This is a genomic window from Exiguobacterium sp. s95, from assembly GCF_018618655.1.
In the GTDB taxonomy this organism is placed as follows: Bacteria; Bacillota; Bacilli; order Exiguobacteriales; family Exiguobacteriaceae; genus Exiguobacterium_A; species Exiguobacterium_A oxidotolerans.
The window spans coordinates 59,871-80,155 of record NZ_JACSMM010000009.1; the positions used below are offsets into that span (position 1 = coordinate 59,871).

Annotated in this window: 17 protein-coding genes and 3 riboswitches; of the genes, 10 read left to right on the top strand and 7 right to left on the bottom strand. The window is 48.4% G+C overall.

The genetic code is table 11. From position 1 onward, the window contains the following. Positions 1–188: 188 nt before the first annotated feature. Together KNP99_RS12910 and KNP99_RS12915 are read right to left on the bottom strand one after the other, a co-directional pair. Positions 189–962 carry an SDR family NAD(P)-dependent oxidoreductase gene (locus tag KNP99_RS12910; protein WP_214808908.1) on the bottom strand — a complete coding sequence of 258 codons (774 nt, stop codon included), beginning with the start codon at positions 960–962 and terminating at the stop codon, positions 189–191. 122 nt (positions 963–1,084) lie between these two features. Next, positions 1,085–1,771: a C40 family peptidase gene (locus KNP99_RS12915; RefSeq protein WP_088837995.1), complete on the bottom strand. Its 687-nt coding sequence runs from the start codon at positions 1,769–1,771 to the stop codon at positions 1,085–1,087. A 351-nt stretch (positions 1,772–2,122) separates the two neighbouring features. On the opposite strand from KNP99_RS12915, the gene rho reads away from it, so the two are divergent. Beyond that, the gene (rho, locus tag KNP99_RS12920; protein ID WP_029331794.1) at positions 2,123–3,487 is read left to right on the top strand and encodes a transcription termination factor Rho; all 1,365 of its coding nucleotides are present in this window, start codon (positions 2,123–2,125) and stop codon (positions 3,485–3,487) included. Positions 3,488–3,584: 97 nt separating this feature from the next. Further along, positions 3,585–3,830 carry a type B 50S ribosomal protein L31 gene (locus tag KNP99_RS12925; protein ID WP_012371588.1) on the top strand — a complete coding sequence of 82 codons (246 nt, stop codon included), beginning with the start codon at positions 3,585–3,587 and terminating at the stop codon, positions 3,828–3,830. 35 nt (positions 3,831–3,865) lie between these two features. On the opposite strand, the gene KNP99_RS12930 is transcribed toward KNP99_RS12925, so the two are convergent. After that, a complete protein-coding gene (locus KNP99_RS12930; RefSeq protein ID WP_214767790.1) occupies positions 3,866–4,516 on the bottom strand; it encodes a DedA family protein in 651 nt (216 codons plus the stop codon). A gap of 182 nt (positions 4,517–4,698) precedes the next feature. On the opposite strand from KNP99_RS12930, the gene KNP99_RS12935 reads away from it, so the two are divergent. After that, the gene (locus KNP99_RS12935) at positions 4,699–5,316 is read left to right on the top strand and encodes a thymidine kinase (RefSeq protein ID WP_034801409.1); all 618 of its coding nucleotides are present in this window, start codon (positions 4,699–4,701) and stop codon (positions 5,314–5,316) included. Between the two features lie 183 nt (positions 5,317–5,499). Here the strand turns inward: KNP99_RS12935 and KNP99_RS12940 are convergent, their stop codons facing one another. Further along, positions 5,500–6,258, bottom strand: coding sequence for an alpha/beta hydrolase (locus KNP99_RS12940; RefSeq protein WP_088837993.1), 759 nt, complete (start codon positions 6,256–6,258; stop codon positions 5,500–5,502). Between the two features lie 60 nt (positions 6,259–6,318). Beyond that, positions 6,319–6,421, bottom strand: a riboswitch (SAM riboswitch). 215 nt (positions 6,422–6,636) lie between these two features. Further along, a riboswitch (SAM riboswitch) is annotated at positions 6,637–6,741 on the top strand. A gap of 151 nt (positions 6,742–6,892) precedes the next feature. Continuing rightward, positions 6,893–7,037, top strand: a riboswitch (FMN riboswitch). Positions 7,038–7,195: 158 nt separating this feature from the next. Between KNP99_RS12940 and ribD the strand changes: the two genes are divergently transcribed. The 7 genes from ribD to KNP99_RS12975 all read left to right on the top strand — a co-directional run bounded on the left by ribD (position 7,196) and on the right by KNP99_RS12975 (position 15,793). Further along, positions 7,196–8,242, top strand: a complete 1,047-nt coding sequence (ribD, locus tag KNP99_RS12945; protein WP_215193305.1) for a bifunctional diaminohydroxyphosphoribosylaminopyrimidine deaminase/5-amino-6-(5-phosphoribosylamino)uracil reductase RibD — start codon at positions 7,196–7,198, stop codon at positions 8,240–8,242. After that, a complete protein-coding gene (gene ribE / locus KNP99_RS12950; RefSeq protein ID WP_088837992.1) occupies positions 8,227–8,853 on the top strand; it encodes a riboflavin synthase in 627 nt (208 codons plus the stop codon). Before ribD ends, ribE begins: the two co-directional genes overlap by 16 nt. Further along, positions 8,853–10,037: a 3,4-dihydroxy-2-butanone-4-phosphate synthase gene (gene ribB, locus KNP99_RS12955; RefSeq protein ID WP_214770968.1), complete on the top strand. Its 1,185-nt coding sequence runs from the start codon at positions 8,853–8,855 to the stop codon at positions 10,035–10,037. The genes ribE and ribB overlap by 1 nt, the downstream gene beginning before the upstream one ends. 1 nt (position 10,038) lies before the next feature. Continuing rightward, positions 10,039–10,500: a 6,7-dimethyl-8-ribityllumazine synthase gene (ribH, locus tag KNP99_RS12960; protein ID WP_088837990.1), complete on the top strand. Its 462-nt coding sequence runs from the start codon at positions 10,039–10,041 to the stop codon at positions 10,498–10,500. 279 nt (positions 10,501–10,779) lie between these two features. Beyond that, positions 10,780–13,431: a putative bifunctional diguanylate cyclase/phosphodiesterase gene (locus tag KNP99_RS12965; RefSeq protein WP_251133101.1), complete on the top strand. Its 2,652-nt coding sequence runs from the start codon at positions 10,780–10,782 to the stop codon at positions 13,429–13,431. A gap of 72 nt (positions 13,432–13,503) precedes the next feature. Then, positions 13,504–14,268, top strand: coding sequence for a DUF6612 family protein (locus KNP99_RS12970; RefSeq protein ID WP_215193307.1), 765 nt, complete (start codon positions 13,504–13,506; stop codon positions 14,266–14,268). A 163-nt stretch (positions 14,269–14,431) separates the two neighbouring features. Next, positions 14,432–15,793, top strand: coding sequence for an alanine/glycine:cation symporter family protein (locus tag KNP99_RS12975; RefSeq protein WP_088837987.1), 1,362 nt, complete (start codon positions 14,432–14,434; stop codon positions 15,791–15,793). A gap of 197 nt (positions 15,794–15,990) precedes the next feature. On the opposite strand, the gene treC is transcribed toward KNP99_RS12975, so the two are convergent. From treC to treR, 3 genes are all read right to left on the bottom strand, one after another. Next, the gene (gene treC, locus KNP99_RS12980; protein WP_214808895.1) at positions 15,991–17,634 is read right to left on the bottom strand and encodes an alpha,alpha-phosphotrehalase; all 1,644 of its coding nucleotides are present in this window, start codon (positions 17,632–17,634) and stop codon (positions 15,991–15,993) included. Between the two features lie 25 nt (positions 17,635–17,659). Beyond that, positions 17,660–19,099 carry a PTS system trehalose-specific EIIBC component gene (gene treP / locus KNP99_RS12985; protein WP_088837985.1) on the bottom strand — a complete coding sequence of 480 codons (1,440 nt, stop codon included), beginning with the start codon at positions 19,097–19,099 and terminating at the stop codon, positions 17,660–17,662. Between the two features lie 470 nt (positions 19,100–19,569). Continuing rightward, complete coding sequence (treR, locus tag KNP99_RS12990; protein WP_214805812.1) at positions 19,570–20,277, bottom strand: trehalose operon repressor; 708 nt, start codon at positions 20,275–20,277, stop codon at positions 19,570–19,572. Positions 20,278–20,285: the final 8 nt, after the last annotated feature.

Genomic DNA, 20,285 nt, shown 5'->3' on the forward strand with positions numbered 1-20,285 from the left:
CAATCGGTCGCGACCCTGCAGCTTTGCTGTAGCGGCGTGACCGATTGCCGCTTTGAAGACGAGGCGAGACAGGGAAGCGCGAACGGATTGCATCTCGATACCATATGTTTACGCTTTTTAATAGTTTGTCTACACGCTGAAAGACCTTTCCGATTTTTTCGGAAAGGTCTTTTTCTTTTGTGAACCAACTATTCTTTCAACGGTGCTTGGACGGAAGCGCTCATCTTTGTGAGTGTTTGACGTGGTAAGAGCCGCGTCAGGAAAACATAGAAGGCATTGCTTGCACCAGGAATCACCAGCGTCTTGCCTTGCATGTATCCATCGAAGGATAGCTTAGCGACGGTTGGCGCATCCATGATGCCGGGGCGTTTAAACAAACGGGAAGCAGACAGGCCGGCCGTCGCTTCGAAATCGGTATGGGTCGCACCGGGACAAACCGCCGTGACTTGAATGCCGTAAGGCGCGAGTTCCTCTGCTAAAGCTTCGGAAAAACTTAAGACGTAGGCTTTTGTTGCATAATAGACGGCTAGGAACGGACCGGCTTGAAATGCTGCCGTCGAAGCGATCTGTACGATCCGACCTTGTATACCTTGGTCCCGCATCCGCTGTGCATAAGCTTTTGTCAGATGAGTCAGGGCCCGGATGTTGACATCAATCATGTTCAGTTCACGTGAAAGTTCGGTTTCGAGAAACTCACCAAATAATCCGAAACCGGCATTGTTGATTAAGAGATCGACCGAATCATCTTTTGTCGCCCGAAGGAGGGCTTCGATGTGGAGGGGCTGTCCGATGTCGTAAGGATAGACCTCAGCCGTTCCTCCTTCTTGTTCGACGAGATACTTCGTCTCGAACAGTTTTTCGGCATTGCGCCCGACGAGCAGCAGATGATCTCCTTGCATGCCATATAACCGTGCGAGCTCGCGACCGATTCCTGCTGAGGCTCCTGTAATCAATACGTTCATAGGATCACGCTCCTGTTTCGTGGATTGAATTGATAGAAAAAGGGTATTAACTAGACGATAGCGCAGAACAAACAAAAAAGCGATTGAGCCGATGCTCAACCGCTTGGACGATCGTGTTTGGATTAAAGGTAAGAACCGGCTCCGACGAGACGTGAACCCCAGTATCCTGATTTGAAGCTTGAGTATTTAACGCCACCCGTTTCCGAGTTGACCATGCTTGTCTTGCTTGTCGCGATACCAACGTGTTGGATGCCGCTACCGTGTGAGAAGAAGACGAGATCTCCCGGTTGAACGCTTGAGACGCTGACTTTCTTAGATGAAGAGTATTGTGAAGAAGACGAGCGTGGAAGTGTTTTTCCAGCTGCTTTCTTATAAACGTAGCTTGTGAAACCAGAGCAATCAAAACCGCGTGTTGTTGTACCGCCCCAGACGTAAGGCGTACCTTTATGTTTTGCTGCTTCGCTTAAGATCTTTGTACGTGTTGAAGAAGAAGTCGTTGTTTTCTTAGCTGTTGAAGTTGATGTTTTTTTCTTGTATGTTTTTGTATACTTCGTGTACACGTAACGTGTTTTCCCACCGTAATAAATCTTCGTCCAGCTACCTGACTTTCCTTTATAACGGAATGTTTGACCTGCGTTAACTTTACCGACGATTGAAGATTTTGTAGAGGCACCTGAACGAACGCGTAATCCGTTATCCATGATTTTGACTTTAGTAATTGTAGCAGCTTCAACTTTACCTGTTCCCACTGACGCAAAACCTGAAACCACTAATGCGGCTGTCGCGACCGATGCTAGAAAACGTTTCATATGTGAATTCCTCCATTTTAATTAAAATTTATGTGACCGAGTTATATAATGAAATCATTGAGTGTTTGTTTAGGCAGTCATCCTTACGACTTTGTAAGTTTTTCTCTGCAGGAATATCTTAGCATGCGGTCGTGTGAAAACGTTTTTTCAGTTCCGCTACAAAATACCGCTTTTCTGTAATATAACTGCAATAATATCGTGGAATATTACAAAGAAGAAATTTCCATTCGCTAAATCACGACGAAAGTGGTAGATATGTGATACCTTTAATTCACAAAAGATTTTTTTGCTTTATCATTAAATACGTTACAGAACTTTGCTGTTGAATTTATAAAGAATAGGTGAATGCATATGCCAACTGAAAAAACCGATAAACCAGAACGTTCCTATACACTTGCCCAACTCGGTAATCTGACATTGAAGGATCTATATGAAATTGCGAAAGCAAAAAATGTTCCGCAATACCGGGAAGCGCGAAAGCGTGAGTTAATGTTCAAGATTTTAAAAGCACAAGCAGAATCAACCGGTCTCTACTTCCTCGAAGGGGTGCTTGAAGTCATCCCCGGCAATCCACAGATGCAAAACGATGGTGGTTTCGGCTTCCTTCGTCCCATCAACTACTCACAATCCTCTGAAGATATTTACATCGCCGCTTCACAAATTCGTCGTTTTAATCTTCGCAATGGAGATGTCGTCACGGGAAAAGTCCGGCCACCGAAGGAAAATGAACGTTTCCAAGGTTTATTGAGTGTTGAAGCAGTGAATGGAGAAGCGCCGGACACGGCACGAAACCGTTTATTCTTCCCTGCGCTGACACCGATCTACCCCGATCGTTTAATGCGTCTTGAAACAGAACCGCGTCATCTGTCGGTTCGTGTCATGGACATGATTGCGCCGGTCGGATTCGGGCAACGCGGATTGATTGTCGCACCACCGAAGGCGGGGAAGACGTCCTTGTTAAAAGAGATTGCGAATTCGATTCAAGTCAACCATCCGGATGTTGAGTTAATCATTCTTTTGATTGATGAACGACCGGAGGAAGTGACGGATATCGAACGTTCCGTACCGGGAGCAGACGTCGTCAGTTCGACGTTTGATGAGACACCGGATAACCACGTCCGGATTTCAGAACTCGTCCTTGAGCGGGCGATGCGTCTCGTCGAGCATAAAAAAGATGTCGTCATCTTGATGGACTCGATCACACGTCTGACGCGTGCCTATAACCTGACCGTCCCGCAAAGCGGACGGACCTTATCAGGGGGGATTGACCCGGCTGCCTTCCATAAACCGAAACGTTTCTTCGGAGCAGCACGGAACATCGAACATGGCGGCAGTTTGACGATTCTCGCGACAGCACTCGTTGAGACCGGTTCACGGATGGACGATGTCATCTATGAAGAATTTAAAGGGACCGGCAACATGGAGCTTCATCTTGACCGGAAACTATCAGAGCGTCGCATCTTCCCGGCGATCGATATCCGGAAATCCGGCACACGGAAAGAAGAGTTGCTCCTACCGAAAGATCAACTCGATGCGTTGTGGACGATTCGTCGGACGATGAATGAATCAAACGAGTTCGTCGACAGTTTCTTGCGCAAGATTAAGGATACGAAAAATAATGAAGAATTCTTCGTTGAACTGTTGAAGGAAAAGAAGAAGCCGATTCGCCGGGCAGCAGCTAAACCACGGACGATCAAAACAGATACACCGACTTGAAAATAGGTATTGCGAGACGATGAAAAATCGTTTAGTATAGGAAGGTAACTTACTCTGGCTCAGCAAATGAACCAGGGCGGAAGGAGAGAAATCAACCATGAAACAAGGAATTCACCCAAACTACAACAAAGTTGTATTTATGGATTCAACTACTGAGTACAAATTCTTAACTGGTTCTACTCGTTCTTCGAACGAAACAATCACTTGGGAAGATGGAAACGAGTACCCACTCATCCGCGTGGATGTGTCTTCGGACTCGCACCCATTCTACACTGGTCGTCAAAAGTTCAACGCTGCAGACGGTCGTGTCGATCGCTTCAACAAAAAATACGGCCGCAAGTAATTGCGACCTATCCATTAAAAAACAGCCTGTCTCCATCACTGGAGCAGGCTGTTTTTGTATAGACTGAACTGGGCGCGATAGGTCAGGTAAGTCTTCAACACGAACGATGAGCCGATTGCGCCGGCAATGCCGGTGATATACGGGAGCAAGTCAGGATTTGTCGCGAATTGTTCGAAGAGACGACTGAAGGAAAAATGTCGGCCGAGGAAAAAACCTGCGCCGAGAAAGACACTAATCCAAATCAAAGCCCCGGTATACGCATAGACGGCGAAAACCCGAAACGGCATCTTCGAAACACCGGCAAAAAAAGCGGACAGTTGGCGAAGGCCAGGTATGTAGTAACCGATAATCAAGACCGACTTGCCGTAACGAAGAAAGCCGGCTTCTGCCGTGACAATGTGTTTTTCAGAAATGCGAAACTTCGGTCCGATTCGATGAAGCAACGGCATTCCGAGTTTCAGACCAAGCAGGTAGCTGATCGTCATCCCGATACAGCTTCCGGCGTAAGCGGCGAGAATCGTTCCGATTAAGGGTAAATTGCCTTGATGCATCCAAAAACCGGACATGATCAGTAACGTTTCATCCGGAACAGGAAGCCCGATGATCCCCCCGGCTAGAAGGATCGCAAGTCCGAATGAACCATATTGATGAAGCACTTCATGTAATATGTGATGGATCGGGAACACCTTCCTTCATAAATTCTTCTTCTATAGTGTACAGGAAATGAGGACTGGTTAAAACGACAAGGTGGGGAATCATGGGAATGAACGGATGGATTTTTGATTTCGAGAAGTCAACTCTTTTCCTTATATTCGATTCGGGCTATACTCGTTAAAGTGACTAATTTTAGAGGACGGTGTCTGCAATGATGCATGTAATAAATCAGTATGGTTGGATTGAAGTGATTTGCGGAAGTATGTTCTCTGGTAAGTCGGAAGAATTGATTCGACGCGTTCGCCGGGCTCAGTACGGGAAGTTGCCGGTCCAAGTGTTTAAACCGGCAATCGACGACCGTTATCATGAAGAACATGTCGTCTCGCACGTCGGCAACTCTGTCATCGCGGTACCGATGGCGACGAGCCGTGACGTGTACGCGGCAGTCGCACAAGAGACACAAGTGGTCGCGATTGACGAAGTTCAGTTCTTTGATGATGAAATCGTCGATGTCATCGAGGCCCTCGCGCAGGACGGAAAACGTGTCATCTGTGCCGGACTCGATCAAGACTTCCGGGCGGAACCATTCGGTAAGATGCCGGAACTTCTCGCACGGGCAGAGTTCGTCACGAAACTGCAGGCGATCTGCCTGTCGTGCGGTGACCCGGCATCGCGGACGCAACGTTTAATCGACGGTCGACCTGCCAACTACAATGATCCAATCATTTTAGTCGGCGCGTCAGAGTCGTATGAGCCGCGTTGTCGCCACTGCCATGAAGTGCCGGGGAAATCGCAAGCCCTGCAACAATGGAAGAAACAGCAACAGAACTGATGAAGTAAACGAAGGACTGATTCATCAGTCAGGACCACATCAATCAAATGGCCGATACTCCCATCGTTTCAAGGGAGCATCGGCCATTTTTTTTGCGCATTCATATTGTTCTGGACGGCTTAGTCGATGCTTGAAACACGCATCGAAACAGTCTTCATCCCTTGCTTTTGCGCAGGAAAGACATCAACCGGTGTGGGTCAAACGACTATATTGGTGTACAAAGTGTGTTGCCTCGCGGACAATCGTTTCTTGATCATAATCGAGGGTCGCGACATGATAGGAGTCAAGCAGGCAATAGCTCCGTTTGTCCGTCGAACCGATGACTTGATAAAGGTAATCCGAACTTTCAGGCGGGACGACATGGTCTTCGGCAGAATATAAAATAAGTGTTGGAATCTCGATGGCTGGTAAGAGTGGACGTGTCTGGTCAATCAAGGTCAAAAGTTCCGATGCGCAGACGACAGGGACCTGGTCATAGATGATTTCAAACGCTTCACGTTTAATGTCTGGGGTACTTTCTTTTAAGTAGCGTGGACAGTCTTCAAAAGATAATGCTTCATAGGCAGGAATCGCTAACGCTGCATTGATCGTAATCAATCCGTCAGCAGGTAATCCTTCCGCGACGAGTGCAAGGGCAAGTGTCGCACCCATCGATTGTCCGGCGATGAAAATGGACGAACAATGATTGGTTAAGACGTCGAACCCTTGGCGGAGGCTTTGTTTCCAATCTTCAGCAGTCGACGCTTCGAAATCACGGATGCTCGTCCCGTGTCCGTCGAGACGCGGGGCATACACGGTAAACCCTTGGGCGGCAAACTGCTCTCCGACAGTACGGACGCTTTGAGGGGTTGCGTTAAAACCGTGAGACAGTAAAATACCGATTGGACCTCGTTCAATCAAAAAAGCTTCTGCGCCAAACAGGACGGGTGATGATGAATTCATAAAGGGTTCCTCCTTCTATTAAAAAACTCGTAGTGCTTTAGGCGCACTACGAGATTCTCGTAAGTATCATCCAAAGCATCGGCTTTGCTGGTCGGAGCACCTTGCATGTTGCAGGTTGCCGTGGGTTCGTAGAGCCAGATCTCTCGCCCACTCTTGATATATCGTATAGGAATTGTCGGAATAATCATTGTGAAGAGGATAGCATTGATTGAAATACGTTGTCAAGACGTCAAAAAGAAGTCGAAATTGATAAACTGGGTAATTTGGTTTAATTTTGAAAATATGGTTGACTTGAGAAGGGAATCCCCGTAGTGTAAGCATTAGATTCACGACATAAGAACGACTTGAAACATCACACATATGAACTTCATACCGTAGCACTTATCGAGAGAGGTGGAGGGACTGGCCCTACGAAACCTCGGCAACAGACTTCTTACGTCGTACTGTGCCAATTCCGTCAGACGTTTGTCTGAAAGATGAGCGGAGCGGATTCTGCCTTAGTGCAGATGGAAGAATCCTTTTCTTTTAAGAGAAGGGTTCTTTTTTTGATGTTTTCCTAAAAAAGAGAATGAAATACAATTCATTTTGTATTTTAGAATGACCTGTGCTAGTCTTGAGCTGTATAACTCAATAACCAGTTCTTCGGGGTAGGGTGAAAATCCCAACCGGCGGTGATGCGATTGATAAATCGATGAGCCCGCGACCTGCAGTGTACGCACTGTGGCTGACTTGGTGAGACTCCAGGGCCGACGGTAAAGTCCGGATGGGAGAAGGACGAAACAATGCGCTTGCTGCCATTTTCTGAAAAAATGTTTTCAGGGAAAGGTCTGTTTCTGTATGTGTAAAAACAGAAACGCGAGACGCTTATTTCGTCAATCCTTCAATCACGACGCCCCTTTTACAGGAGGCGTCTTTTTTATTGAAAGGAGCGGAAAAAATGGAAACATTCATGAGTTATGCGATGCAACTAGCACACATGTTAAACGGTCAAACGAGCCCGAATCCGAGTGTCGGCTGCGTCATCGTCAAACAGGGGCGGATTGTTGGTTTTGGGGCCCACCGTTATGCGGGAGGACCCCATGCCGAAGTCGAAGCGCTCCTCATGGCAGGTGAAGCAGCACGCGGAGCCGATCTCTACGTGACACTCGAACCGTGCAATCATCACGGCAAAACACCGCCGTGTACGGAAGCGATTCTAAAAGCCGGCATTGCGCGCGTCTTTGTCGCGACAAAGGACCGCCACGCGCTCGTCGCAGGAAGCGGTATCACACGTCTCCGTCAGGCGGGGATTGACGTCGAAGTCGGTCTACTAAAAGACGAGGCAGTGGCACTGTATGAACCATTTTGGACGGCGATTGAACGAAAACGTCCGCATGTCACAGTGAAAGTCGCCCAAACGATGAACGGGACGATTGCGACGGGTGAACAACGCTTTATCACTTCGGAAGCGGCACGTGCTGACGGACGGCAGTTACGCGGGATACACGACGCGATTCTCGTCGGAAGCGACACGGTGATCATCGATGACCCGGCACTGACGTTGCGCAGTTCGACCGGCATCGAACCGGTCCGTGTCATTGTCGATCGCCGCGGGCGCCTGACTGAAACATTCCAAGTCTTAAACGATGGCTTGAATCCGACGTACTGGCTGACGGAACAGCCACGAACAAGCGAACGGGCGAACGTGACGGTTTTCGTCGGGGCGTATGCGACACCGGACCAAATCCTCGAACTTTTATATGAACAAGGTATTCGCAGTCTGTTGATTGAAGGTGGTCCCACGATTCAATCCGCATTTTTAGAAGCGGACCTTGTCGACACGATCGAACTTTACCAGGCACCGTCCCTCTTCAGTGGGACAAAATCTCTGACAATGGCACAGGACATCGAAGACTGTTTTGATTTAGTGAAAATGAACCAAATCGGACAGGACGTCCATCTCCAGTATGTACGAAAGGAGAGGATGACATGTTTACCGGATTGATTGAAGAACTCGGCACAATAAAACGGAAAGTCCCCCGTCCGAACGGGCTGGCGCTCGAAATTGAAGCGACAGCAGTGCTTGACGGAACAAAGATTGGCGACAGCATTGCCGTTGATGGGATTTGTTTGACGGTGACGGCGATGACGAAGAGCGGATTCACGGCCGATGCCGTCCATGAGACGATCCGAGCGACGTCGCTGCAGACGTTACGGGTCGGAGCAGCCGTTCAACTCGAACGCGCGATGCCGGCGAATGGACGGTTCGGCGGTCACTTCGTCAGCGGTCATATCGACGGAACGGCTCGGTTTCTCAGCCGGCGACCGGACGGTGAAGCGATGGAATACCGTTTTGAGGCAGGCGACTGGAGCAAGTACTGTATTCCGAAAGGATCGATTGCGATTAATGGGACGAGCCTGACACTGCAACATGTCGGAAACGACGCGGTGACGATTTCATTGATTCCCCATTCACGCCAAGTCACGACGTTCGATCGCTTGCAGACGGGTGCCCTCGTCAATATCGAATGTGACTTGATGGCGAAACATCTCTATCACTTTACGCAGAAGGATGCGAAAACGGACTGGTCGGCATTTTTAGGAGGCGAAGCATGATGAACGGATTTGATTCGATTGAAGAAGCAGTGGATGACTTAAAACGCGGACGACCGATCATCGTCTGTGACGATGAAAACCGTGAGAACGAAGGGGATCTCGTGTTACTTGCGGAACATGCGACACCCGAGATGATTAACTTCATGATCACTTACGGCAAAGGACTCGTCTGTGTCCCGGTCAGTCCGGATATCGCAACACGACTCGAACTCCGGCCGATGACAGATGTCAACACGGATCCGCACGGAACGGCTTTTACGATCAGCATTGATCATGAAGATGCGAAAACCGGCATCAGTGCAGCGGAACGGGCAATGACGATTCAGCGGATGTTGACGGATGGTCCAAAGCAGTTCAAGCGTCCCGGACACATCTTTCCGTTGATCGCAAACGAAGGCGGCGTTCGCGTCCGGCGTGGTCATACGGAAGCAGGGATTGATTTGGCACGGCTCGCGGGAAGCGCCGAAGCGGCCGTCATCTGTGAAATCATTTTAGACGACGGGACGATGGCACGGGTTGATGATTTAGTGACGTATAAAGCAGAACATGATTTAAAAATGATTACGATCGATGCTCTCGTCCGCTATCTCGAGCGCTCTGTCCGCCGTGAAGCGGAAGTCTTGTTACCGACGACGCACGGGGCGTTTCGGATGCTTGGTTATACGACACCTGACGCCAAGGAACATGTCACGGTGCTATCAGGTGAAGCAGAAGACGGGATGCTCGTCCGCGTTCATTCCGAATGTCTGACGGGTGACGTCTTCGGATCAAAACGGTGTGACTGCGGTCCGCAACTCGACGCGGCGCTCGACCGGATTGAACAAGAAGGTGGTGCTGTCCTCTACTTGCGGCAAGAAGGTCGGGGGATTGGTCTGATGGCGAAGCTGAAAGCCTATGAGCTCCAAGAACAAGGACTCGATACGGTCGAGGCGAACCATGCGCTCGGATTCGCAGCCGACTTACGCGACTACGCCGTCGCAGCAGCGATGCTTCAGGACCTCGGTGTCACGAAAATCCGTTTGATGACGAATAACCCGGATAAACAGCAAGCGCTCGAAACGTACGGCATCACTGTGCTTGAGCGGGTTCCGCATGAAGTACCGGCAAGTTTAGAAAACCACCAGTATCTCAAAACCAAACAGACGAAGCTCGGGCATCTGCTCGATCTCGAAGGAGGAAAATAAGATGGTATACGAAGGATTTTTAACGGGCGAAGGACTCCGGGTTGCGATCGTCGCAGCACGTTTTAATGAATTGATCACTTCTAAATTAGTCGGAGGAGCAAACGATGCCTTCCGTCGTCACGGTGTCGAAGCGGATAGCGTCGATACGGCGTGGGTGCCGGGCGCATTCGAGATTCCGCTCGTCGCGGAGAAACTGGCGAAAAGCGGTAAGTATGATGCCATCATCACACTCGGTGCCGTCATCCGCGGTGCGACGTCGCATTACGATTATGTCTGCAATGAAGTCGCGAAAGGTGTTGCCGGTGCGTCGCGTGAGACGGGTGTTCCGATCATCTTCGGTGTATTGACGACGGACTCGATTGAACAAGCGGTCGAACGGGCCGGCACGAAAGCAGGGAACAAAGGGTATGAGTCGGCGGTCTCTGCCATCGAGATGGCGAACTTGTTACGCAGCTTTCAGTAATGTTTCTCTATCGGATGTAAAACGGGGACAGACGTAAAAGTCAATCCGCCACCTGTTAGATCGTTCAAAAGGAATCACTCGTTTCACGCGACTCCTGCAGGAAAGCGCGTGGAAAATGAGCGATTCCTTTTTGAGGTCGCGCCCCTCTTACATGCGATAGAAATTTTTTTGGTTTTTATCAATAATTCATGGTCACGGATACACGGGATGGTATAACCACCGTATAATAATAAAAGTACGGAAAACTTAGAGGTTTGGAAGAAAGGGGGGCGAATGAACATGAAGCGGATTCATTACGTATACGGCGTTCTTTTATTTAGTTTGAGCTATTATAGTTGGATCTGGTTTTATGCCGATCGACCGGAACTGGCATCGTGGGGAAATAACATTTTTTCTATCATAGGCTGTATAGCTGCAACATTATTCTTACTGCACACATATCGAACGAATGGCCGGGACCAAGGCCGGTTTTTTCTCTATCTTGCTTTCGGAACAGGAAGTTATCTGATTGCGGAACTGATTTGGATGTCTTATGAAAATATCCAACAGGTTGCCGTTCCTTTTCCCGGTCTGCCGGACCCTTTTTATATGTTGCAATCGTTCTTTTTCTTTATGGCATTTCTTCATTTGATTCGAAAATACGTGACGAAACATCAATTGATTCGATTCGTGTTTGATATTTTAATCGTCATGACTGTCGCTGTGACATACAGCTGGTTTTTCTTGGTTCGTCCTTCTTTAGCGGATGGGCAAGCGTCGACAGCGGAAAACTTCGTCGCGTTCGCGTATCCGATGAATGATGTCGTATTGCTGTTTTGTGTCATCAGCATCTACTTCTTAATCGAAAAACGACAAACTGTCACACGACCGACCTGTTTCTCCTTTTTGTTAATCGGAATATTAATTCAGATTATCGCCGATACCCTTTTTCTATATATGACGACCATCCATGGGTATGAGAACACCGCAGCGATTGATCCGTTATTCATTTTAAGTTTATTGTTAGTCGCGATTTCCGGTCATGCGGGAGAAGTGACGATGGAACATATCCGAGTCGATCAGGAAGAAAGGCAATCCTTGCATCTCGGGCGATTGTTTTTACCGTATTTCCTCGTACTTCTATTGTTCTCAACAATGCTGTTTTATGCGCAACGGGGAGATGCCTTAAATGGATTGATGATTGGTTGCGGGGTGACGATTCTCTTAATTTTAGTCCGGCAAATTTTAATGATTTTAAGTAACCATCAATTGATTCAAGAAATCCACCATAAGGCGGACGAGTTGGAAGAGAGTAAGGAACGTTATGAATCACTCTTTACGTATCATCCGGATGCCGTTTATTCTCTTGATTTGAAAGGACAAATTGAAAGTGCGAACCCATCATTCGAAAAACTGACGGAACATTGTGAGATCGAGTTGATTGGTCGGTCGTACGATCAATTGCTTGGACAAGGGACTTCTGCCATGGCGGATCAAGATAAGATGAGCGCTGAACAATTCGAGACGGTGTTTCGAAAGGAAGGTGGCAACAATGTCCTGCTCAGCGTGACGACAATTCCGATTCGTGTCCGAAAACGACTTGTTGGTTTGTTCGGCATCGGTCGTGACATCACAGACATGCGGAAAAATGAATTGAAAATCCATCAGCTTGCGTACTATGACCATTTGACGAAAGCGGTCAATCGAAAGTACTTCGAAGAGATGTTACACCATTTAGTCGAGCAAGAACAAAGTCAAGAAACGATCATTCTTTGCTTCATCGACTTAAACGATTTTAAACTCGTGAATGACTCGTTTGGACATCACATCGGCGATCAATTGCTGATTCAAGTCGCAGAACGCTTACGCCGCGCGACAGAAATCGAAGACGTCGTCGCCCGACAAGGAGGCGATGAATTCACGGTCATTCTCCGTCATATCGTGTCGGAAGAAGGGGCGAGAACCCGGACCGGGCGCCTTCTTAACCAGTTGAGCATACCGTACAATATTGAAGGACTTGAAGTCGTCTCGAGCCCGAGCATCGGAGTAGTTCGCCATCAAAGAACGGAACCGAAACATGTCGTGACGTTATTAAAACAAGCGGATTTAGCGATGTATCAGGCAAAGGCAAAAGGCGGAAAAACGGTCGTCTTCTTTGATGATATTGCGGAAGCGGCGTCATACCGGCTACGACTTGAGTCGGAGCTCCCCCATGCGATTGAGACGAATCAACTCGTCCTGTACTATCAACCTCAAGTCGACACCATCACGTATCAGATGGTCGGTGTCGAGGGGTTGGTCCGTTGGAATCATCCGAAGCTCGGAATGATTTCACCGAACGATTTCATTCCCCTCGCGGAAGAAGCGGGGATGATCATTCGTCTTGGCGAATGGGTTTTACGTGAAGGCTTTTTGCAGGCGAAGCGCTGGGAACAGGCAGACATCGCCTTGAAGGTAGGCTTGAATGTATCGATGCAACAGTTCCATCACCCAACGTTCGTCCTGACGTTGATGCAACTTTTAGCAGAAACAGACGTCGACCCGAGACGAATCGATTTAGAAATCACGGAGGTATCGGCAGTCGAAGACATCGAGGATACGGTCAAGACGATGCATCGTTTGAAAGAGCTGGGGTTCACGATTTCGATTGATGATTTCGGGACAGGCTATTCCTCATTATCCCGTCTCGTCGATTTCCCGATTGATACGTTAAAGATTCCGCGTGAATTTGTTAAAAAAATCAATATCGAGACGAGTGGGTATGCGATGATTTCCTCCATCATTCATTTAGCAAAATCGCTGGATGTAGCAGTCATCGCGGAAGGGGTCGAGACGCTCGAACAAGTCAACGTCTTGAATCGCTTGAAGTGTACACGGATGCAAGGTTATTATTTCGGTCGTCCGATGCGGCCTGAAGCCATTGAGCCGTTGCTCTATCCGGATCAGCGCTAAGCGTAACTGAATCAGTTTGAAACTTTTTCCAAAATCGACTCGTAGACACAGGTAAACGAGGAGGGAACGCACATGAAGAAGGGAAGATGGTTTTTTTCGCTGGCAATGGTTTCTTCGGTCGGTCTTGCCGGATGCAGTCAAGACGACCTGTCGAATAGTGAACTGTTAAAAAAGGCGACGGCAGCAAAGGAGGACATTCAGTCGTTTCATATGGAGAGCGACATCTTTTCAGAAGTCGGCGGTCTGCCTGTCAGTCAGCAAGTCGCAGCAGATGTCATTCAAAAACCTTATACGATGCATCAAACGATTAAGATGAAGAATGTCGAAGATGGCTCGGATGTACAAATGGAGAGCTATATGCTCGACGACAAGATGTATATCGCACAGGACGGGCAATGGTTTGTCCAAGACATCTCGGAGATGAATGACATCATGGAATCATCCGTCTCGACCGATCAAAACCTGAAACTGTTGAAGAAGTATAAAGACAATTGGACAGCCGAAAGAAAAGGTGAACTCTATCAAATTGATGTGGACTTGACGGGGGACGACTTGAAAAACTTCATGAAAGACGCGCTCGAACAATCGGGACAGATGGCGCAGATGAAAGAGATGATGGATCAAGTGGATTATAAAAAGATGGAATATACGATGACATATGACGCAAAGACGTATTATCCGAAGACGCTCGATATGACGATGGAGTTTGAAATCACAGAAGGCACGACCTTTAAGATGACGAATGAATCCACGTTTTCGAAATTCAATGCCATCGAGTCGATTGAGCTGCCGGAAGAGGCAAAAGAGGCCCAATCGATTACTGATATGAACCAATGACGAACAGCCGATTTTCCCCGACGTGACACGCCGGAGGAGGTCGGCGTTTTTTTCATGTGTGGAACATCTCTGAAAGGGGAACTTAGGAAATAGGGTTGACAGTATTCTGTCAATTCTGAAAAAATGGGAAAGTCTACATACGAATTGCAGAGGGGGGAAAAGCATGGGAACGTCATTCACTGAGTGGGTAAGTTCGGTGTCAAATTTGGTTTGGGGAGCACCGTTACTGATCCTATTAGTCGGAACAGGCATTTACTTAACGATTCGTTTAGGATTCATTCAAATTACAAAACTTCCTTATGCGTTAAAGCTCGCGTTTACGAAACAAGAGGACTCGAAACAATCGGAAGGGGACATCAGTCATTTTCAGGCATTAATGACCGCACTGGCAGCAACGGTCGGTACGGGGAATATCGTCGGTGTCGCAACAGCTGTCGTCCTTGGGGGACCAGGTGCGATCGTCTGGATGTGGTTATCCGGATTATTCGGCATGGCGACCAAATATGCGGAGGCGATTCTCGCCGTCAAATACCGTGTCGTCGATGAAAAGGGGCAGATGGCCGGAGGGCCGATGTACTATCTTGAACGGGGGCTCAAGCAAAAGTGGCTCGGGATTTTATTTGCCGCTTTCGCTTCGATTGCCGCTTTCGGGATTGGTAACGGGGTTCAAACGAACTCGGTCGCGCTCGCGATGAAGTCAACGTTCGATGTACCGCTCTACGTGACCGGAATCGTCTTAATGGTCGCAACAGGTGGCGTCATTTTGGGTGGTGTCAAATCGATTGGGAAAGTCGTCAGCTTTTTCGTGCCATTCATGATTTTCTTTTATGTCGGAAGTGGTTTATTGATCCTGATCATGAACTACGACTTGATTCCAGCGGCATTTTCAACAATTTTCAGCAGCACGTTCTCGAATGAAGCGATTACGGGTGGTGCAATCGGGGCGGCGATTCGTTACGGTGTCGCCCGAGGCGTCTTCTCGAATGAGGCGGGTCTCGGTTCAGCGCCAATCGCGGCGGCGGCTGCGAAAACCGATTTCCCGGGACGACAAGCACTCGTCTCGATGACACAAGTCTTCCTTGATACGATTCTCGTCTGTTCGATGACAGGATTGACGCTCGTCATGGGTGGAAAAATCGGGACCGGATTAGAAGGAGTCGAATTGACGACTGCAAGTTTTGAAGTGTTCCTCGGTCCGACCGGAAAGTATATCGTCACGATTGGACTTGTCTTGTTTGCCTTTTCAACAGTCCTCGGCTGGTCGTATTATGGTGAAAAATCGATTTATTATCTCTTTGGTCAAAAATCAATCGTGCCGTACCGCGTCGTATTTGTTCTCGTCGCCGGACTGGGCGCGATGACGACGAACTTGAACATGGTTTGGGCCATCTCGGACGTCTTCAACGGTTTGATGGCAATACCGAACTTGATTGGTCTGCTTGGTCTGTCCGGCGTCGTCATTGCCGAGACGAGGTTGTTCCGCGAACAGCTGAAAAAAGAACAGGCAAATCGAAACGCCTCCTGAATCCAAAAGCGATCATTTCCTTTGGAGGTGAATCCGACGCAGGAGTCAGATCACAATCCATCAAACGGCCGACGCTTCCGACTTTTTACGGAAGCATCGGCCGTTTCTATGCAAATTCTTATCGTTCACAAGAGAAAGGGAGGTGGATTTCCGGATCATACACTGGAAATCCACCTCCCTCTATTCATTTCAAATCGTTAAGTGGTCCGGTAGAACATGACCGACTCATATGGACGTAATGTGACGTTGCGCCCGTCTTGTGCGACATCAGGATAGTTCTGAATCAAGACGTCGGCGTCCGACATCGTCTCTGGTAACGTGAACGTCGTTTCTGAACTGTAGAAGTTCGAGAGGACGAGCAGCTGTTCGTCCTCTGTCGTTCGTTCGTACGCCCAAATCGACAAGTCGTCCGGTGTGAGAAGACGATACATTCCGTTCGTCAACACGTCATATTGTTTTCGTAATTGAATCAACTTTTTATAGTGGTGGAACACCGAATCAGGATTAGCGACGGCAGCTTTGACATTGATGTCAGTATAGTTCGGAGCGACGTCGATCCACGGCGTTGCTTCTGAAAAACCGGCGTGAAGCGTCGAGTCCCATTGCATCGGTGTTCGGGCATTGTCGCGTGATTTTTGGCGGATTGCCGCAAGAATCTGTTCAGATGCTTCGCCCTGAGCAATTTTTTCTTCATAGAGATTCAATGTTTCGACGTCACGATAATCTGTAAGATCCGTAAAGTCCGGATTCGTCATCCCGATTTCTTCGCCTTGATAAATATACGGTGTGCCTTGTAGACCGTGTAACGTCGTCGCGAGCATCTTCGCGCTTTCGACGCGGTAGACGGTATCGTCACCGAACCGGCTGACGACACGGGGCTGGTCGTGGTTGCACCAAAAGATGGCATTCCACGCTTTTCCCTGCATCCCGACTTGCCAGTCCGACAGGATCCGTTTTAACTCAAGAAAATCGAATGGCGCGGCTATCCATTTTTGACCGTCCGGATAGTCGACTTTTAAATGGTGGAAGTTAAAGGTCATCTTCAACTCTTCCTCGCTGACATTTGAATACTGCCGGCAATGATTGAGTGTCGTCGAGGACATCTCACCGACCGTCATCAAGTCATAACCGTCAAACACACGTTGATTCATTTCCTGGAGGTACTCATGGACACGAGGTCCATCCGTATAAAACGTTCTGCCGTCTCCAGTCGGATCATTGGGGAACGATTGATCCTTCGAGATGAGATTGATGACATCCAGGCGAAATCCACGGACCCCTTTGTCGCGCCAAAACTGCATCATCTGATAGATGTCTTCGCGAAGACGCGGGTTTTCCCAGTTGAGATCGGCTTGGGTTTGATCGAACAAATGAAGATAATATTTGCCGGCGACTTCATCAAACGACCAGGCCGGACCACCGAACTTCGACTGCCAGTTGGTCGGTTCATCCCGCCAAATGAAATAATCATGATACGGACTGTCGGGATTCCGTCCTTGTTGGAACCAGTCGTGCTCCGTTGAACAGTGATTGACGACGATATCCATCATCACCGACAAATCACGTTTTGTTGCTTCCGCAAGCAGGTCATCGAAGTCTTGCATCGTCCCGTAAGAAGGGTCAATCGCATAATAGTCGCTGACATCATACCCATTGTCATTTTGTGGTGAGGCATAGACGGGTGTCAGCCATAAATAATCAATGCCGAGTGACGCGAGATAGTCGAGTTTTTCCGTGACGCCACGGAGGGTGCCCGTCGCTTTTCCTTCCGGGCTGTAAAAACTTTTCGGATAGATTTGATAAACAGCGGATTTCCGCCAGTCGGTCGTTGTGAGCGTCATACAAGTCACACCTTTCTAAAAACAGTTACGCAGCATCTTTGAGTGCCGCTTTTCGTGCGCGTTTCGTCGAGACGTAATGGAACAGGAACGTACAGACAACCGGGATAACAATCGCAATCACCATACCGATGATGAACGACAAAATCGATCCGGGAACGATTGAGATGAAGGCAGGTAAACCACCGACACCGATTGCAGGAGCTAAGACACCGCTGACGGCGATGAAGGAAGAAGCGATGGCTGATCCGACGAGTGCTGCATAAAATGGATATTTAAAGCGTAAATTGACACCGAACATCGCCGGTTCCGTAATGCCGAAGTAGGCAGAAATCGCGGACGTCGACGCCATGTTTTTATCATTCGCGTTTTTCGCGAGGAAGAGCATGGCGAGCGTCGCTGATCCTTGAGCGATATTCGAGATGGCGATCATCGGCCAGATGAAGGTTGAACCGCTTTGTCCAATCAGTTGAAGATCGACGGCGATGAACATATGGTGCATCCCCGTGATGACGAGTGGTGCATAGAGGGCACCGAACAACAAGGCACCAAGCAATGGTACGGCTTCAAACGTATTGACGACACCAATCGTGATCCAGTCGCCGAGCTGACGCGTGACGGGACCGATGACAGCAAGGGCAAGGAAACCAGTTAAAGTAATCGTCGTTATCGGTACGACGAGGAGTTGGATTGCATTCGGAACACGTTCCTTGAGCCATTTTTCAATCGTACTTAAGACATAGGCTGCTGCGAGTACAGGCAGAATTTGACCTTGGTAACCGACCTTTTCGATTTCGAAGAGACCGAGTATGTTGAATGTCGGAATCTCGCCTTTTAACGCACTTTGTCCATAGTTCCAGGCATTTAAGAGGTCCGGGTGGACAAGCATCAGTCCCATAACGATCCCGAGGACTTCACTTCCGCCAAACCGTTTTGTCGCCGACCAGCCGACAAGTGCCGGTAAGAAGACGAAGGCGGTGTTCGCCATCATGTTGATTAAATCCCATAACCCCTGGAGGTTCGGGTAGCGGTCAATCATCGTTTTTCCGCCGAACTCGATGCCGAAGAGATTGTTGATCCCCATCAAGAGACCAGCGACGATGATGGCAGGAATGATTGGCATGAAGACGTCGGAGAAGACTTTAATCAGTTTCTGGAACGGATTCATCTTCGAAGCACCGGACGATTTGACGTCGGCGATGGTCGTTGCTTTTAATCCGGTCAATTGAATGAATTCGGCATAGACGCGGTCGACATCCCCGGCGCCGATGACGATTTGATAGACGCCGGCATTCAGGAATGCCCCTTTGACGAGCGGGACTTCGAGTAAGGCATCTTGTTCGACGAGGCTTTGATCTTTCAGTGTCAGGCGGAGCCGCGTCACACAATGGGCGGCTTGCTCAATATTATCTTTCCCACCGATTCGTTCGATGAGTTGTTCAGCAATTTGACGGTAATTAGGTTTCATCTCTCATTCTCCTTTTGGATTGAACTGAAGACATCACTTGAAATGAAAACGTTTTCTTATCTGCGCAAATTCATCTTAACTTATCTATATAAGTTAAGTCAATAACTTATATAGATAAGTTTGAAAGAATTGAAGAAGAGGAGACTTCAATCCTTTCTGAATCAAGATAAAAACCGCCTCTCCGACAAAATCGGGAGGCGGTTTAAGACTGTAGACAACGTGCTACCGGGAAATCAAGCGTCTGTTTTCGTTGTGTTCCTCGGGCGAAACGCAAGCCGTTGCTCCTTGATCCTCACGGACAACGAGCAGGGTCTTGCCTGCCTCTGAACGTGCGTTAAAAACGCACTTTTCCCCGTAGGAGTCAACGAAACGTGACACTTTTCAGGTCATACCATGAGGAAAATCCAGGAATGCAAACGGTTTAGAGCGCAATCTGTCTCGAATCGTCTTTTGAGCGGCCATCTTGCGGTCTATCGACGCGCGATATCCGTAAATTGAAATTTATCGAGACGGTGGCGCGATTCCGTATGTTCGAAATGTTGCCCTTCATAATAATACGTGTCATTCGTGATGACGATGACATGTGTCGTCCCTTCTAAGTCGAGTTGTTCCCGATCTTCAGCTGTCGCAGGTTGCGCTTCGATTTTTCGTTTCGCATAGCTGATTTGCCGGTTCAACTTTTGTTCGATATACGTATAAATCGAGCCGGAAACGACCGCTGAAGTGAGTCCTGGGACGAGTTCTGTCACGAAGTGGTTGATATCAAAAATGACGCGTTCACCGTCGATGATTCGAATCCGTTTGATTCGTGTGATCGATGTTCCTTTTTTTACACTGAATAACTGAGCGAGCTCATCCGTCGCATCGATGACGTCGCAAGACAAAACGTCCGTTTCAACTTCGTGTTGCCCCATTTTTTGATGGGCTTCCGAGAAGCTGACGATGCCATTGAACTGAAACTCGATCGCATCTTGACTCAAGACGAAGACGCCTTTTCCTTGTTGTTTACGAACAAAGCCTTTTTCGAGCAACGCATCGATTGCCTTACGGACTGTCCCGCGACTCGAAGAGAATTCTGCCATCAATTCCGTTTCTGACGGTAATTTCGTTTCAGCAGGTAATGATCCATCCTGAATCCGGGCGGCGAGTTGTCGGGAAATTTGAAGATATTTTGGCATGGGTGTAG